Below are 17,258 nucleotides of genomic sequence, written 5' to 3' on the forward strand. Positions count from 1 at the left end.
ATATACAAAGGATATTAACGCCACTCACATAAAAGATTTGCTATGATTACAGAAAACAATCTTTCTGAAAACGAAGAAAATAAAAATCCTAACGAAGTATCTCAGGAGACATCAGAAAACACAGTTTCTCATGATGCAGCCCCTCATGATGATGACACAGAACACGTGGAAGAACATGAAGAGGTGGAAATTTCTCTGGCTGATGCTTTAAAGGAAATGGAAAAAATCATCAACACTCCCAACGCTGGTGAGAATTTTAAAAGATTCAGCCAATTGAAGGAAAAAGCAAATCATTACATCCATGATGAAGTGGAAGATAAAAAGCATGAATATGCTGAAGGAGGAAATACTCCTGAAAATTTCAGTTATGAACATCCTTTGCAAACTAAATATTCCGCTCTAGTCAACATCTTCAGAGAAAAGCATGATGATTTCCAGAAAGGTCAGGAGGAAGAACAGAAAAAAAACCTGGAACACCGCCAAAACATTATTGAAAGACTTAAAAATCTCTATACTAACTCTGAACCGGGAATTAATCTTTTCAAATCCATCCGTGAGATAAAAGAAGAATGGGCAAAAGCAGGACAGGTAGCCAAATCTGAATTTAAAATTCTTAACAACAATTATTTCCACCACCTGAATCAGTTTTATCAGATGCTGGATCTGAATAAAGAATTTTTGGAACAGGAATACAGCCACAATTTAGAGAAGAGACAACACATTATTGCTCGTGCTCAGGAACTGGAAAATGAGCCGGTAATTCAAAAAGCTTTAAATGAGCTTCAGTATCTTCACAAGCTTTGGAAAGAAGAGGCAGAACCAGTAGCAGAAGAGTTCCGTGAAAAAACATGGGAAGAATTCAAAGAAATTTCCAATAAAATCCACGAAAGGAAATCTGAACTTTCCGCTTCAATAGAAAAAGAGCAGAATACAAATCTTGAAAAGAAAAATCAGATTATCACGGAGATTAAGAAACTTTCTGAGCCATCAGAAACTCCTAACCACAACTATTGGCAAAATGCCATCAAAAGAGTGGAAGATCTTCGTTCTGAATTCTTAAAAACCGGAAGTGTACCAAGAAAATTATCAAACCAAAACTGGAATGATTTTAAAATAACACTCAGAGCTTTTAATACCACAAAAAACAATTACTATAAATCCCTGAAAGGTTCTCAGCAGGCCAACCTGGAAGAAAAATTACAACTGATCCAGACCGCACAGGACAACCAAAATAATGAAGAATGGGATATTTCCGTTCCATTATTCAAAAAGCTGCAGGAAGACTGGAAAAAAATTGGCCACGTTCCAAAGAGCATGACCAATAAAATCTGGGATGAGTTTCGTGATGCGTGTAATGCATTCTTCAATAATTACAGAGAAAAGAGCAACACCTCTACAGACAACTGGAAAGAGAATTATAAAAATAAAAAAGTCCTTCTTGATGAACTGAAAACTGTTTCCAATGAAGAAGGAAGCATCGAAAAAATTGAGCAGATCAAAACAGCATGGAACAACATTGGTAAAGTTCCTAGAGATAAAATCTCTATCAATACTGAATTCAACAAGACTTTAAGAGAGAAATTAAAAATCAATAAGATCAATGAGCTTGAACTGAAAGAAGAAGGTTTATCTGAAAACCAACTTACTGACAAAGCAAGAAAGATCAAAAATCAAATCTCTGATCTTGAAGGCGAAATTGTAAAGCTGGAAAACAACCTTGCCTTCTTTACCAAACCGTCAAGAGAAAATCCTTTATTAAAGGATACTTACAACACCATTGATGAGAAAAAAGCTCATCTGGAAACATTAAAACAAAATCTCCACAACATTATTGCCGGAGAATAAATCTTAACAAAATAAATAAAGGCGGAGCAAAGCAATTTGTCTTCGCTTTTTCTTTTTACAGATATGAACAACGACGAATTATATATCAAAAGATGTATTGAACTGGCTCAGAAAGCATTGGGCAACACCTACCCCAACCCTCTTGTTGGAAGTGTAATCGTTCACAATGGAGAGATCATTGGGGAAGGTTATCACCACAAAGCAGGAGAAAACCATGCAGAAATCAATGCCATCAACTCTGTTAAAAATAAAGAACTCATCCCGGAATCTACTATTTATGTATCGCTGGAGCCATGTGCCCATTACGGAAAAACACCTCCATGCGCTTTAAAAATTAAAGAATTGGGATTCAAAAAAGTGGTAATTGGGGCAATGGACTCTCATGACAAGGTGAATGGTAAAGGAAAAAAGATTATCCAGGATGCGGGAATTGAAGTTATTTCAGGTATTTTAGAAGATGAATCCATCAGGCTGAATAAGCGGTTTTTCACCTATCATGAAAAGAAAAGGCCTTATATTATTTTAAAATGGGCAGAGTCAGGAGACGGGTTTCTAGATAAAAATTTTAAACCTACAGCCATTTCTAACACATTGGCCAATCAATTTGTGCATCAATTGAGAGCAGATGAGCACGCAATCCTTGTAGGAACTCAAACAGCCTTAAATGACAACCCAAGCTTAACAGTTAGAAATTTAGAGGGTATCAACCCTGTCAGAATTTTAATTGATTTTGATTTAAAAGTTCCTAAAAATTTCAATATTTACAATAATGAAGCACGGACATTCGTTTTAAATTCAATTAAAGAAGGACATGAAGGAAACATTCAATTCATTAAAATCGAAAAAGAAAATTTTCTACCGGCATTAATGCAGGTACTATACAAAGAACAGATACAGTCTGTTATTATTGAAGGAGGTAGGTTTACGTTGAAGCAATTCATAGATAGCAGTCTTTGGGATGAAACTATTGTTATTAAAAATGAAAATTTAAAATTGGAAAATGGAACAAAAGCACCCAAGTTTGATTTTAATCCTTACAAAATTGAAAGTTTTAGAAATAATGACATTAAATTTTTCAGCAATTATTTTTAACATTTAGAAAGCATAACAATTTTCCCTTATTCATATATTTGTAAAAACTATTAACCCTTATATGAATAAATACTTTACACTTTTACTACTGGGATTTATATCAGTTTTAGAAGCTCAGCAATGGAAATTTTTAACGCCGGTAAAATCTTTTTCCACCATCACTAATTTGGAGATTACACCTGATCAGACATTGTACATGCTCGATCAGTCTGAAAATGGAGTTGTAGCCTCTTCAAAGGATGGTGGAAAAACCTGGAAAAAACTCTTTAGAAATGAAATTTACAGAGATATTCAAATGCTCAATAATAATGTCGGATTTGTATTAACCCAAACCGGAATTTATAAAACCACAGATGGATTTAATACTTCTGTTTACAAATCAGCAAATGCTGCTTTTTTAAGAAGTTTTTATTTTGTAAATGAATCTATAGGTTTCCTTGGAGGTAATTCAGGTGTCATATACAAAACATTAAATTCAGGAAATTCATTCTCTTTTGTTTCATTACCGGAACAAAGTAACATCAATGATATCTTTTTTATAGATGAAAATATCGGGTTTGTGTGTGCTGCCAATGGAAAGATCTATAAAACAACAAACCAGGGAGCAAACTGGACGGCGACAAATCTAAGTTCAACCAGCATCAATAAAATTCTTTTTATTAATAATACTGATGCTTTTATTGTCGGAAATAACGGTAAACTCTTTAAAACAAATGATCAAGGTGCAAACTGGTCTCCTGTAAGCATCGAAGCAACTTATAATTTAAATGATATAAAATTTTACTCCAGCCAACTTTATATTGTGGGGGGCGACAATAGAATTTATAAGTCTTCAGATTTGGGACAAAACTGGACGAATCAGAGATTAATTAATACTTATCCTTACTCCGGTCTTAATTCGATTGGTATTTTAAATGGTAATATGATCGTTGGAGGAGAATCAAATATTTATAAATCCACTGATACAACGAACTGGAGCTTTTTAGTTCCCGGAGTTTATCCTTCCGAATTAAAAAGCATTTCTTTTGCCAATGACAATCAGGGAACTGTCATAGGAAGCGGATCTACCGGATTCTACAGTGTTGTTTACCGCACAACTGACGGTGGTCACAATTGGATCAATCAAGCAGCAACATTTACATTAAATGCTTTTAAAGGTGTACAATTAAAAGAAAATGGAAAAGGTATTCTTGTTGGAAATGGAAGTTATTCTTTAACGTCAAATTTTGGTCAAACATGGAGTAGTTCCGGTTCGACCAATCCAACAATATATCCTTCTGCATTTTGGATTAAAGATAATGGAGATATTTTATTAGGTACTGCATCACCGTATGTAAGCCCTCCCAATGGAATACATTTTATATCACCAACTTCTACAGCTTCTCAATTTACTGAACTAGGAAAAATAGAAACCATTCAGTTCTATAACGATATGATTGGATATGCAGGTGGCTCGAAAAAATTGTATAAGACTACGGACGGAGGAATCACCTGGAATTCTATTTTCGAAGCAACAGGTTATTTAGATAATGTAAATGTAATTAGCGCTGCTAAAATTAGTATATCAGCAAATTATGGAAAAACATATACGACTGATAATTCTGGAGCAACATGGGTAGAAACTACAAATTCTAATCTCGCAAAATTTTATTTCATTAATGAAAATCTTGGCTATTACTATGATTCTAATTATGATCTTTACAGAACTACGGATGGAGGCGCTACCTCACAACTTGTTGTTCCTGGTATAAGTCACGATGATTTAAGCCTTGCCAATATTAATGCCTTCAAATATTTCAATAACAAAATTATAGCGGTAGGAAATTATTCGGATATCTATATAGTTGACTTTTCAAATGCATCTTTAGCAACCAATGAAAATGATATTGTAAACAACACTGACTCAAAACTATTATTATATCCTAACCCAACAACTTCGTCCATTTTTTTTAAAACAAACGTTATTTTAGATAAAGTTCAGATTTATGATACAAATGGAAAAATAGTTCTATTTACCAAAGAAAATAATAGCATCAATATATCACATTTACCACAAGGAGTTTACTTTGTGAAATTTGAATCCAATGGAAAATGGTTGACTCAAAAGATCATTAAAAAATAAAATACATTATTAAGCCATCAACTTAGATGGCTTATTTTTTTAAAATTGCTGGAATTTACAATGCAATTAATATTTTTGTAACATTCAAAGAAGGATATAGAAATGCAGTTCGAATACAAAACGATAGAAAAGCCAGTAGAAAATACTCTTTTAAAAGAAAAAGGCAGCAAATTCATAGGATTTGCGTACCCCGTAAATAATGAAAGGGAATTAAAAAATTCGCTAGAAAAAGTAAGAGAAGAACACCCAAAAGCTACCCATCACTGCTATGCCTTCAGAATAGGAATGAGTGGTGAAAATTATCGTGCAAATGATGATGGAGAGCCATCCGGAAGTGCTGGTTTACCAATTTATAATCAACTATTAGCTCATGAAATCACTAACGTTCTAGTGATTGTAGTCCGCTATTATGGAGGAACAAAACTTGGGGTTTCAGGATTGGTAAAAGCCTACAAGGAATCTGCAAAGATGACTCTGGAAGATGCCCATATTATCACAAGGGAACTGGAAATAGAAATTGAGATTCAATTCAGCTTTAATCAGCAAAATACAATCTTTACACTGCTTTCAAAATTGGATGCCAAAGTTTTAAACTTTGACGCCAATGAAAACTGTATTCTTACAGCTTCTCTGAAACTTGCACAAAAAGAAAACATCTCGGAAAAACTCTCCGAGATGCAATATGTTTCATTTGAATTTATAGATTAATCTCTTCTTCCACCTAGAAGCAAAGAGCCCCAGTAAAGAAGCTGTGCCAAAGACCCCAATGCAGCGACTACATAAGTTCTTGCAGCCCATGTCAAACTGTCTTTAACTCCAACAAATTCTTCGGCAGTTACAGTCCCTGTATCCTTTAGCCACTTCATCGCTCTGTTACTCGCATCATATTCTACCGGTAATGTTACAAATGCAAAGAGAGTTGTCATCGCAAACATTGCCACTCCAATCGCCAGAACAGTTGTATTTCCGTGAGGATTTTCAATCGTTCTTGATGCTGCCATTACTGCGATACCCGCTATAAGGACAAACTGCATCAAATTAGAACTTATATTAACAATAGGAACCAATTTTGAACGCAAATTCAACATAGAATATCCTACCGCATGTTGTACAGCGTGTCCGCATTCGTGTGCTGCTACAGCTGCTGCTGCTGCATTTCTCTGCATATAAACCCCTTCAGACAGGTTTACTGTTTTGTCTGCCGGATTATAATGGTCCGTCAGCTGTCCGGGAACCGATATTACCTGAACATCATTAATCCCGTTATCTCTCAACATTTTCTCTGCTACCTCTTTACCCGAAAGTCCATTTCGAAGATGCACTTTAGAGTAATATTCAAATTTTGATTTTAATCTGGATGAAACCCACCAGCTAACCAGCATCGAAATAACAATAATGATATAATAGACCGCCATTTTTATATAGATTTTGTGTTCATTTTTTATCCATAATGATGTAAAAACTGTGCCAAAGTATAAGATATTATTATTTATATTTGTTCTCTAATTCGCACAAAAATCATGTCTACAGTTTCAATTATTGAAGTGAAAACTCCCAGCCAGCTAAAGCAATTTGTAAGATTTCCTATGGATTTATACAAAAATAATCCGTACTATGTCCCATCCTTTATAAAAGACGAAATTAAAATTTGGGACCCAAAAGAAAATCCTGCCCTGCAATACTCAGAATCCAAACAGTTTCTAGCTGTAAAAAACAGTAAGGTGGCCGGAAGAATTGCTGTGATTATTAATCATAAAGAAGAAAAAGAATTAGGTATTAAAAAAGTACGCTTTGGCTGGATAGACTTTATTGATGATACTGAAGTTTCCAAGGCATTAATACAAACAGCCATTGATTACGCTAAAGAACACCGCATTAATACGATAGAAGGACCAATGGGATTCACCAATCTTGATAAAGCAGGAATGCTTACCATGGGCTTCGATAAACTGGCGACCATGATTGGAATCTACAACCATCCATATTATCCTAAACATCTTGAAAACCTTGGCATGACCAAAGAAAAAGAATGGGTAGAATATGAGATGAACTTCCCTAAAATACTTCCTGAAAAAGTAGAAAAATTCAGTGGCTTGATCGCTCAGAAATACAAACTTAAAGTTCTCCGATTCAAGTCAAAAGAAGAAATCCTTCCTTATGTAGAACCTATGTTTAAACTATTGGATGAAACCTATAAGCATCTTTCTACTTACACCCCAATCTCAGAAGAACAGATAAAAACATATAAAGAAAAATACTTCCCTTTCATTGACAAAAATTATGTAATCTGTGTGGTAGATGAAAATGAGCAATTGGTTTCTTTTGCCATTACAATGCCCTCTTATTCCAAAGCTTTACAAAAATCGAAAGGAAAATTATTTCCATTTGGATGGTGGCACTTTTTACAAGCCGGAAAGAAAAATGACCGTGCCAACTTTTATCTTATCGGAATTCATCCTGAATATCAGAGACGTGGTGTAACTGCCATTATTTTCAAGGAAATTTTTGTACGGTTTACAAGTATGGGAATTAATTTCGCTGAAACTAATCCTGAATTAGAAGAAAACAAAAGTGTTCAGCTTCTTTGGCAAGATTATAATCCAGTGAATCATAAAAGAAGAAGAACATATTCTATGATGATCAATAATGAATAGCCCAGTGGCTGCCTTACTGTCAGCTACTCCATTTAACGGTCACTCGTACCTAACTATCCCCTTACCTATCCCTATGAAACCACAACTTATCATCTTTGCCGTTTTAATTGCCGGGTTTATTATTTACAACCTGTTTTTTCAGTTACAGGATGACAGAATGAATACCATTATCAATATTGCTTTAGCCAGTATTCTTTTTGGATATATCTCATTTATGGCCTATTCTCTGCTTAAGAAAATGAAGAAATAAATGTTATTTTTATTGATTCTAAATTATCGGTTTTCTCCATTTTCATCCGACTTTTAAGCTGATAAATTTCATGCTTTCTTGTTTATTCGCTAAATTTGCAAATTGAGATAATAATGCAAAAATGAATTTACCTGAAAGTTATATTCCAATCCTTATCCAGGCAGGGGTAGCAGTGGGATTTGTCGCTGTTTCTTTGCTTGGTGCACATTTCTTAGGTCCACAACAGAAGAAAGGAGATTCTGTGAAAAACCAGAGTTGGGAATGTGGGGTTCCTAGTGAGGGAAATGCAAGAACACCATTTTCTATTAAATATTTCCTGACTGCGGTATTGTTCGTACTATTCGATATTGAAATCGTATTTTTTTATCCATATGCGGTAAACTTCAGAGAATTCGGTATGGAGGGATTCCTGGCTGTACTTACATTCGTTGCGATCTTCTTCGTAGCGTTTTTCTATGTTTGGAAACGTGGCGCGTTAGATTGGGATAAATAAAGTAAAATTATGAATTGTGAATGATAGATTTTGAATGATAATAATTCAGAATTTATAATTCAAAATCTAAAATCAAAGAAAATGTCAGATAAAAAACCAGTAATAAGAACAGATGCACCTGCTCCCGAAGGCTATGAAGGAGAAGGGTTTTTCGCAACAAAACTGAGCAGTGTGATCGGGATGGCAAGAAAGTTTTCACTTTGGCCATTACCATTTGCAACCTCTTGTTGTGGTATCGAGTTTATGGCTACCCTGAACCCGACCTATGATGCTTCAAGATTTGGTATGGAAAGAAACTCTTTCTCTCCAAGACAAGCAGACATGCTGATGGTTTGTGGAACTATATCAAAGAAATTAGGACCAGTCCTGAAAGAAGTGTACACTCAGATGGCTGAGCCAAAATGGGTAGTAGCAGTTGGGGCTTGTGCTTCAAGTGGTGGTATTTTTGATACCTACTCTGTTCTTCAGGGAATAGATAAAATTATTCCTGTAGATGTATATGTTCCAGGATGTCCTCCAAGACCAGAACAAATTATTGAAGGGGTAATGCAGGTACAGGCTCTTGCGGAAAGCGAAAGCATCAGAAGAAGAGATATGCCTGAATATCAGAAATTACTAGATTCTTACAACATAAGCAACTAAACGGAAATGACAAACGAATTTGTATTAGAAGCAATTACCAGAGAATTTCCGGAATCTGTTATTTCAAGCTCAGAACCTTATGGAATGCTGACCATTGAAGTGAAAAAAGAAGATATTAAGAAAATCATTCACTATCTTAAAGATTCATCATTGGAAATCAATTTCCTTACTGATATCTGTGGAATTCATTATCCTGAATTTCCGGAAAAGGAAATAGGTATTGTCTATCACTTGCATAATATGATGACCAATTTCAGATTACGTCTGAAAATCTTTATGTCCAGAGAAAACATTGAAGTAGATTCTCTTGTTGAGCTATATGCTGGTGCTAACTGGATGGAAAGAGAAACGTATGATTTCTATGGGATTAAATTTAAAGGACACCCGGATCTGAGACCTATTTTGAATATGGAAGATCTTGGATACCACCCAATGTTGAAAGAATATCGCCTTGAAGATGGTACCAGAACCGACAAAGACGATAACATGTTCGGAAGATAAAAAATAATGCAATAAGCAATAAGCAGTAAGCAGTAAGCTTAAAGCCTAGAGCCTATAGCCTAAAGCATTTAAATTATGAAAGATAACTCATTATCTAATATACTAAACCAGTACGAAAGTAAGGAACAGATTGACGGGCAGCTATATACCCTGAATTTAGGACCTACCCACCCTGCTACTCACGGGATTTTCCAGAATATCTTAACGATGGACGGAGAAAGAATCCTTCACGCTGAACAAACGGTGGGATATATCCACAGAGCATTTGAGAAAATTTCTGAAAGAAGAAACTATTCTCAGATTACTACACTTACTGACCGTATGAACTACTGTTCTGCACCAATCAATAACTTAGGTTGGCATATGACAGTAGAGAAGCTGATTGGCGTTAAAGTTCCAAAGCGTGTAGACTATATGCGTGTTATCCTAATGGAATTAGCAAGAATTGGTGACCACCTGATCTGTAACGGGGTAACCGGAATGGACTCAGGAGCAATTACAGGTCTTACTTATATGTTTATCGAAAGAGAGCGTATTTATGATATGTATGAGCAGATCTGCGGAGCAAGGATGACCACCAATATGGGAAGAATTGGAGGATTTGAAAGAGACTTCACTCCAAAATTCCATGAGTTATTACAAGATTTCTTAAAAACATTCCCTGCAAGATTTAAAGAATTCGGTACTTTATTAGAAAGAAACAGAATCTTTATGGACAGAACCATCGGTACAGGAGCTATTTCTGCCGAAAGAGCACTAAGCTATGGCTTTACAGGTCCCAACCTACGTGCAGCAGGTGTAGATTACGATGTAAGAGTGGCAGAGCCCTATTCATCATACGAAGATTTCGACTTTATTATTCCTGTAGGAACTTCAGGAGATACGTACGACCGTTTCATGGTTCGTCAACAAGAAATCTGGGAATCTCTTAAAATTATCAAACAAGCCTACGAAAACCTTCCTGAAGGACCATTCCACGCGGATGTTCCTGATTTTTATCTTCCTGAAAAGGCGGATGTATATCAGAAGATGGAAGCACTAATCTACCATTTCAAAATTGTAATGGGAGAAACTGATGTACCGAAAGGAGAAGTGTACCACGCTGTAGAAGGTGGAAACGGAGAATTAGGTTTCTATCTTGTCAGTGACGGAGGAAGAAGCCCTTACAGACTTCACTTCAGAAGACCATGTTTCATCTACTATCAGGCATACCCTGAAATGATTACAGGTTCTGTAATTTCAGATGCCATTGTAACGATGTGTAGTATGAATATTATTGCGGGAGAATTAGACGCATAACAATTGTAAAAAGTACAATGTAGGATGTACAATGTACTTGAAAATATAAATAGTTAATAAATACTTTGTACTTTGTACAATGTACATTTTACAACAAAATAAAATGAGCGAAACAATAGCTTTTAAACCGGAAAGTTTAGCACAGGTACACAAAATTATCGCAAGATACCCTGAAGGAAGACAAAAGTCTGCCCTTCTTCCTGTACTTCACTTAGCACAGAAAGAATTCGGAGGATGGTTAGATGTTCCTGTAATGGATTATGTTGCAGAACTATTAAGTATCCAACCGATTGAGGTATATGAAGTGGCTACTTTCTATACGATGTTTAATATGAAGCCGGTGGGTAAATATGTTTTGGAAGTTTGCAGAACAGGACCTTGTATGGTTTGTGGAAGCGAAAAAATCCTAGACCATATCAGAACCAAACTGAACATTAAGGATGGAGAAACTACTGAAGACGGGATGTTCACATTAAAGCCGGCTGAGTGTCTTGGAGCGTGTGGATATGCACCAATGTTGCAGCTAGGTAAATTCTTCCATGAAAATTTAACGATAGAAAAAGTAGACGAAATCCTTGAACTTTGCAGACAGGGACAACTTGCTTTAGACTAATAATGGTTTAGAATCCTGGATTTTTGGATTTCAAATCAGTTAATTTTTAAAATAAATACAAAAAAGCTAAAAGCGATAAGCCAATAGCTAAAAGCATAATAAACAATGAGTAAAAAACTTTTACTTAAAGACGCACATATAGAAGGTATCCGTTACTTTGAAACTTACCGTAAACAGGGAGGTTACACTGCAGCTGAGAAAGCCTTGAAGATGACCCCCGACGAAATTCTTGAAGAAGTAAAAGCTTCAGGATTAAGAGGACGTGGTGGAGCTGGATTCCCAACCGGAATGAAATGGAGCTTTTTGGCAAAACCTGAAGGCGTTCCAAGACACCTTGTTGTGAATGCCGATGAATCTGAGCCTGGAACATTCAAAGACAGATATTTGATGGAGTTTCTTCCTCATGTACTGATTGAAGGAATGCTGATCTCATCTTACTGCTTAGGTTCAAATGTTTCTTACATCTACATTCGTGGAGAATATTCATGGATTCCTGATATCTTGGAAGAAGCTATTGAAGAAGCAAAAGCTGCAGGATTTTTAGGTAAAAACATCATGGGAACAGGTTTCGATTGCGAAATTTATGTTCAAAGAGGAGGTGGAGCCTATATCTGTGGTGAAGAAACCGCATTGCTTGAATCTCTTGAAGGAAAAAGAGGTAACCCAAGATTAAAACCACCATTCCCGGCTGTAAAAGGTCTTTGGGAGAGACCAACGGTGGTAAACAATGTTGAGTCTATTGCAGCCATTGTCCCAATCATTGATATTACAGGTGCTGAATATGCTAAAATTGGCGTTGGAAGATCTACAGGAACGAAATTAATTTCTGCTTGTGGAAATATCAATAAACCAGGTGTATATGAAATAGATATGACCATCACTGTAGAAGAATTTATTTATTCTGATGAATATTGCGGTGGTATTAAAGACGGAAAAAAATTAAAGGCTTGTATTCCTGGAGGAAGTTCTGTTCCTATTGTTCCTGCTAACTTATTGCTGAGAACGGTAAACGGAGAGCCAAGATATATGAACTATGAATCATTGGCAGATGGTGGTTTTGCTACCGGAACAATGATGGGTTCAGGAGGATTCATCGTTTTAGATGAAGACCAGTGCATTGTAGAACATACAATGACTTTAGCAAGATTCTATAATCACGAAAGCTGTGGGCAGTGTACGCCTTGCCGTGAAGGTACAGGATGGATGTACAAGATTTTAAAGAAAATTGATAAAGGAGAAGGTAAAATGGAAGATATCGATCTACTTTGGGATATCCAGAGAAAAATCGAAGGAAATACGATCTGTCCATTAGGTGATGCAGCAGCCTGGCCTGTTGCAGCAGCCATTCGTCACTTCAGAGATGAGTTTGAGTGGCATATAAAAAACCCTGAGTTATCTCAGACACAAAATTATGGACTGGCACATTATGCTGATCCTATTCCTGCTGTTGAAAACAATGCATAGATGAAAAAGTTATTGGTTGTCGGCTTAATGATGTCGAATTTTGTATTTGCCCAAAAGGCTAAAGATACATTAGTAGTAAGAGAGTTTGATGGTTCTACTGGCCCTGTTCGTAAACAGAAGCCAGCACCGTTAAGCAAGAAAGGTCAGATGTTCGTTTTTTATGGCTGGAACAGAGCTGCTTATAGTAATTCTGACATCCATTTTAGTGGAAACGGATATGACTTTCAATTGAATAATGTAACAGCACAAGACAGACCTACAAAATTTGGAATCGTTTATTTTGATCCAAGTTGGTTTACTGTAACGCAGTATAATTTCAGAATAGGATATTTTATTAAAGATAATTTAGCACTTGTTTTAGGGATTGACCACATGAAATATGTGATGGATCAGAACCAGACCGTTAACTTTAAAGGACATATCTCAGATCCTGAATACGCAGCAATGGTACAAAACGGACAGGTAAACCTGGCAGACGAGAAGTTCCTTACTTTTGAACATACAGACGGATTGAATTATGAAAATTTAGGTCTTGAAAAATACAAAAACCTTATTCATAAGAAAAATATAGATTTAGTATGGTCTTACGGAGCCGGGATCGGATTTATGTTTCCGAAAAGTAATGTAAAACTTTTTGGTAATGAAAGAAGTGACCGTTTTCACGTTGCGGGTATGGGAACCGATATCAGATCCAGTCTTAACTTAGTTTTCTGGAAAAACTGGATGCTTAGAGTAGAAGGAAAAGCCGGGTATATCAATATGTGGGATATTAAAACCACATTAAATAACAAACCTGATAAAGCACGTCAGGATTTTGTCTTCGGACAAGTTCTAGCAGGAATTGGATATACATTTAATACAAAGAAATATAAATAACAAAGCCTATTGCTGAACGCATAAAGCTTAAAGCATACAATATGAGCGAAGAAGTTAAAAAATTCAAAATAACTATAGACGGACAGACTACTGAAGTTTTGCCTGGTACTTCTATTTTGGAAGCTGCAAGACAGATCGGGGGTAAATCTGTACCTCCCGCTATGTGCTACTACAGCAAATTAGAGACCAGTGGAGGGAGATGTAGAACTTGTTTAGTTGAAGTTTCTAAAGGATCTGAAGCTGATCCACGTCCTATGCCAAAATTAGTAGCAAGCTGCAGAACTAATGTAATGGATGGCATGGAGGTAAAAAACCTTACGTCTGAGAAAGCTCAGGATGGAAGAAAAGCGGTTACTGAATTCTTATTGGTCAATCACCCGCTAGACTGCCCTATCTGTGATCAGGCAGGAGAATGCCACCTTCAGGACTTAGGCTATGAGCATGGGGTGGAAAGTACAAGAACAGAATTCGAAAGAAATACTTACGAAGCTGATGATCTTGGACCGAACATCAAATTAAACATGAACCGTTGTATTCTTTGTGCAAGATGTGTGCTTACAGCTAATCAGCTTACAGAAACAAGAGAACACGGTATTCTTTTCAGAGGAGATCATGCTGAAATTTCAACCTATTTAAATAAAGCTTTAGACAATGATTACATCGGAAATATTATCGATGTGTGTCCTGTAGGAGCATTAACAGACAGAACAGCTCGTTTTGCAAGCAGAGTTTGGTTTACAAAACCAATGAACGCTTCTTGTAAGTGTGATAAGTGTTCCGGAAAAGCGGTTGTTTGGATGAAAGGTGATGAAATTGTAAGAGTAACAGCAAGAAAAGATCAATGGGGTGAAGTAGAAGAATTCATCTGTGATACCTGCCGTTTCGAAAGAAAAGCATTATCAGACTGGAATATTGAAGGTCCTAGACATATCGACAGACACTCTGTAATTTCATTGAATCACTACGAAAAGCCTAAGGATGAGCTAAGAGTTTTAGACAACCCAATGGCTAAGGAAATCAGTGAAAAAGACGAAAAATAATTTTAATTAAAGACAATTAGATTTCAGACACTAGACAACAGACCTTATCTTCTCTCTAGTCTCTGACATCTCACATCTAAAAATCTTTACAATAAAAAATGGATTTACTTACATTTAAACTTATACTTGTATTAGCACTTTTCTTGCTATCGTTAACGATCGCAGCCTACTCTACCTGGGCAGAAAGAAAAGTTGCCTCAATCATGCAGGATAGAATTGGTCCTAACAGAGCCGGACCTTTCGGATTATTGCAACCTCTTGCTGATGGTGGAAAGTTTTTCTTTAAAGAAGACTTTACCCCTGCCAATGCTGAAAAATTCCTTTTCGTATTGGGACCAGCTTTAGTAATGTTTATTTCATTAATCACAGGGGCGGTTATTCCTTGGGGTAAAAGTTTAAATATTGCAGGTACTTCTTTTGATCTTCAGGTTGCCAACATTGACGTTGGAGTACTTTTCATCATCGGAATGGCTTCAATTGGTGTTTACGGAATCATGATCGGAGGTTGGGCTTCCAACAACAAATATTCATTATTAGGTGCTATCCGTGCTTCTTCTCAGATGATTTCTTACGAACTGGCAATGGGATTGGCACTTCTTTCAATCATCATGATGTCGGGAAGTCTGGATCTAAAAGTAATTACTGAAAGTCAGACTTCAGGAAAACTTTGGGGATTAATTCACATTGATGGTATGAACTGGAACATTTTCTACCAGCCAATCGCCTTCCTTGTTTTCTTTGTAGCAGCCTTAGCAGAAACCAACAGACACCCTTTCGATTTACCTGAATGTGAATCTGAATTGGTAACAGGATATTCTACAGAATACTCTTCTATGAAGTTAGGATTATATATGTTCGGAGAATATGTGAACATGTTTATCTCTAATGCATTCATGGTGGTTCTTTTCTTCGGAGGGTACAACTATCCTGGTATAGAATGGGTAACTCAGCACTGGGGTGAAAACACTGCAGGAATTTTGAGTATTGTAGCATTCCTTACCAAGACAGTAATTGGAATTTTGATCTTCATGTGGATCCGATGGACACTTCCCAGATTCAGATATGATCAATTAATGCATTTGGGATGGAAAACGTTGATTCCAATGGCATTAGTAAATCTATTAGTTACAGGAGCTGTAATTTTAGCATTTGCAAACTAGGAAAATTTGAAAATGAGCTGATTTGAAAATTTGATAATGAAATCAAAGCTTTATCTTTAGCGTATCATATTCAATCATCAATATTAAATAATTAAGATAACAGACAAGATTAGTCTAAGATCTAATGTCTAACATCTAATATCTATAATTAAATGAAACTTACAAACAGATCAAAAGTTGTTTCCAATAAAGAGATGACCCTTGCTGAAAAAATCTACCTTCCTGCCATTTTTACAGGGATGGGGATTACCTTTAAGCATGCTGTAAGAACCGTGATAAAGGGTGCTCCCGCAGTATATTCGTATCCGGAAGTACAGAAACCTAGAGCTACTATCTGGAGAGGCCAGCACGTTTTAAAAAGAGACGAAGAAGGCAGAGAAAGATGTACAGCTTGTGGACTTTGTGCGGTAGCTTGTCCTGCAGAAGCCATCACGATGACTGCTGCTGAAAGAACCAAAGAGGAAAAAGGTCTTTACAGAGAAGAAAAATATGCTTCAGTATATGAAATTAATATGCTGAGATGTATCTTCTGTGGAATGTGTGAGGAAGCTTGTCCTAAATCTGCCATCTATCTTACAGACAGATTGGTGGATGTAGAAACCAACAGAGGTTCTTTTATCTATGGAAAAGATAAATTAGTTGAAAAAATAAATGAAAGGATTGACATTACGACAAGACAATCCGAGAAACAAAAAAATGCGGTAAAATAATGGATCAGTTTTTATTTTTCTTGGTGGCGTTTTTAGCAGTTGCAAGTGCTGTTTATTTTGTATTTGCAAAAAATCCCTTATATGCTATTTTGTCATTGATTGTTACGATGTTTTCAATTGCCGGAATGTACATCCTTCTGAATGCACAGTTCTTAGCAATTATCCAGATTATAGTGTACGCAGGTGCCATTATGGTACTTTTCCTTTACATCTTAATGATGCTTAACCTTAATAAAGGAGACGAAAGTAAGAAGAACAATACTTTAAAGTTTGTTGGGGTTTTTACAGCAGGTATTCTTCTAGTAGGTGTGCTAGGTGTATTCAGAGGCGTAAGAGACAACCACATTGTTGTTGAAAATGTAGACAGAGGGGTTGGTCTTACTAAAAATCTGGGTAGACTTTTATTCAATGAATATGTTTTACCGTTTGAGCTTGCTTCCATCCTAATTTTGGCAGGTATCGTAGGCGCGGTATTAATCGGTAAAAAAGATTTATAA

Annotated in this window: 18 protein-coding genes; 17 read left to right on the forward strand and 1 reads right to left on the reverse strand. The window is 36.1% G+C overall.

The annotated features are described in order from the left end of the window. The first annotated feature begins 42 nt into the window (after positions 1–42). The 4 genes from AC27VX_RS12565 (at position 43) to AC27VX_RS12580 (ending at position 5,767) form a co-directional block, all read left to right on the forward strand. The gene (locus tag AC27VX_RS12565; RefSeq protein ID WP_488695859.1) at positions 43–1,845 is read left to right on the forward strand and encodes a DUF349 domain-containing protein; all 1,803 of its coding nucleotides are present in this window, start codon (positions 43–45) and stop codon (positions 1,843–1,845) included. A 63-nt stretch (positions 1,846–1,908) separates the two neighbouring features. Then, positions 1,909–2,937, forward strand: a complete 1,029-nt coding sequence (gene ribD, locus AC27VX_RS12570) for a bifunctional diaminohydroxyphosphoribosylaminopyrimidine deaminase/5-amino-6-(5-phosphoribosylamino)uracil reductase RibD (RefSeq protein ID WP_488695861.1) — start codon at positions 1,909–1,911, stop codon at positions 2,935–2,937. Positions 2,938–2,998: 61 nt separating this feature from the next. Then, positions 2,999–5,059, forward strand: coding sequence for a YCF48-related protein (locus AC27VX_RS12575; protein WP_236857413.1), 2,061 nt, complete (start codon positions 2,999–3,001; stop codon positions 5,057–5,059). A gap of 102 nt (positions 5,060–5,161) precedes the next feature. Then, on the forward strand, positions 5,162–5,767 hold the full coding sequence (locus AC27VX_RS12580) for an IMPACT family protein (protein ID WP_300684974.1): 606 nt from the start codon (positions 5,162–5,164) through the stop codon (positions 5,765–5,767). Here the strand turns inward: AC27VX_RS12580 and AC27VX_RS12585 are convergent. After that, complete coding sequence (locus AC27VX_RS12585; protein ID WP_236857411.1) at positions 5,764–6,474, reverse strand: zinc metallopeptidase; 711 nt, start codon at positions 6,472–6,474, stop codon at positions 5,764–5,766. The two genes, AC27VX_RS12580 and AC27VX_RS12585, sit on opposite strands and share 4 nt — an antisense overlap. 105 nt (positions 6,475–6,579) lie before the next feature. Here AC27VX_RS12585 and AC27VX_RS12590 point away from each other — a divergent pair, with 105 nt between their 5' ends. The 13 genes from AC27VX_RS12590 (at position 6,580) to AC27VX_RS12650 (ending at position 17,258) form a co-directional block, all read left to right on the forward strand. Then, entirely contained in the window at positions 6,580–7,713 is a 1,134-nt protein-coding gene (locus tag AC27VX_RS12590) for a GTP cyclohydrolase (RefSeq protein ID WP_236857410.1), read from the forward strand. A 73-nt stretch (positions 7,714–7,786) separates the two neighbouring features. After that, entirely contained in the window at positions 7,787–7,963 is a 177-nt protein-coding gene (locus AC27VX_RS12595; protein WP_300684979.1) for a hypothetical protein, read from the forward strand. Between the two features lie 121 nt (positions 7,964–8,084). Continuing rightward, the gene (locus AC27VX_RS12600; protein ID WP_236857408.1) at positions 8,085–8,456 is read left to right on the forward strand and encodes an NADH-quinone oxidoreductase subunit A; all 372 of its coding nucleotides are present in this window, start codon (positions 8,085–8,087) and stop codon (positions 8,454–8,456) included. 81 nt (positions 8,457–8,537) lie between these two features. After that, positions 8,538–9,098, forward strand: coding sequence for an NADH-quinone oxidoreductase subunit B (locus AC27VX_RS12605; RefSeq protein WP_002983540.1), 561 nt, complete (start codon positions 8,538–8,540; stop codon positions 9,096–9,098). A gap of 6 nt (positions 9,099–9,104) precedes the next feature. Then, positions 9,105–9,599 (forward strand): NADH-quinone oxidoreductase subunit C, encoded by a 495-nt coding sequence (locus AC27VX_RS12610; RefSeq protein WP_488695867.1) that lies wholly within the window; start codon positions 9,105–9,107, stop codon positions 9,597–9,599. Positions 9,600–9,674: 75 nt separating this feature from the next. Continuing rightward, the gene (gene nuoD, locus AC27VX_RS12615; protein ID WP_106917368.1) at positions 9,675–10,898 is read left to right on the forward strand and encodes an NADH dehydrogenase (quinone) subunit D; all 1,224 of its coding nucleotides are present in this window, start codon (positions 9,675–9,677) and stop codon (positions 10,896–10,898) included. 103 nt (positions 10,899–11,001) lie between these two features. Next, positions 11,002–11,511 carry an NADH-quinone oxidoreductase subunit NuoE family protein gene (locus AC27VX_RS12620; RefSeq protein WP_047377758.1) on the forward strand — a complete coding sequence of 170 codons (510 nt, stop codon included), beginning with the start codon at positions 11,002–11,004 and terminating at the stop codon, positions 11,509–11,511. 105 nt (positions 11,512–11,616) lie between these two features. After that, positions 11,617–12,975 carry an NADH-quinone oxidoreductase subunit NuoF gene (nuoF, locus tag AC27VX_RS12625; RefSeq protein ID WP_488695870.1) on the forward strand — a complete coding sequence of 453 codons (1,359 nt, stop codon included), beginning with the start codon at positions 11,617–11,619 and terminating at the stop codon, positions 12,973–12,975. Further along, entirely contained in the window at positions 12,976–13,851 is an 876-nt protein-coding gene (locus tag AC27VX_RS12630) for a hypothetical protein (protein ID WP_236857405.1), read from the forward strand. Positions 13,852–13,892: 41 nt separating this feature from the next. Beyond that, positions 13,893–14,891 carry an NADH-quinone oxidoreductase subunit G gene (locus AC27VX_RS12635; protein ID WP_236857404.1) on the forward strand — a complete coding sequence of 333 codons (999 nt, stop codon included), beginning with the start codon at positions 13,893–13,895 and terminating at the stop codon, positions 14,889–14,891. A 98-nt stretch (positions 14,892–14,989) separates the two neighbouring features. Beyond that, entirely contained in the window at positions 14,990–16,051 is a 1,062-nt protein-coding gene (nuoH, locus tag AC27VX_RS12640; protein ID WP_236857403.1) for an NADH-quinone oxidoreductase subunit NuoH, read from the forward strand. A 152-nt stretch (positions 16,052–16,203) separates the two neighbouring features. Further along, positions 16,204–16,761 carry a NuoI/complex I 23 kDa subunit family protein gene (locus AC27VX_RS12645; RefSeq protein WP_236857402.1) on the forward strand — a complete coding sequence of 186 codons (558 nt, stop codon included), beginning with the start codon at positions 16,204–16,206 and terminating at the stop codon, positions 16,759–16,761. Next, positions 16,761–17,258: an NADH-quinone oxidoreductase subunit J family protein gene (locus AC27VX_RS12650; protein WP_236857401.1), complete on the forward strand. Its 498-nt coding sequence runs from the start codon at positions 16,761–16,763 to the stop codon at positions 17,256–17,258. The genes AC27VX_RS12645 and AC27VX_RS12650 overlap by 1 nt, the downstream gene beginning before the upstream one ends.

Source organism: Chryseobacterium sp. 14P4.3.2, assembly GCF_057799275.1.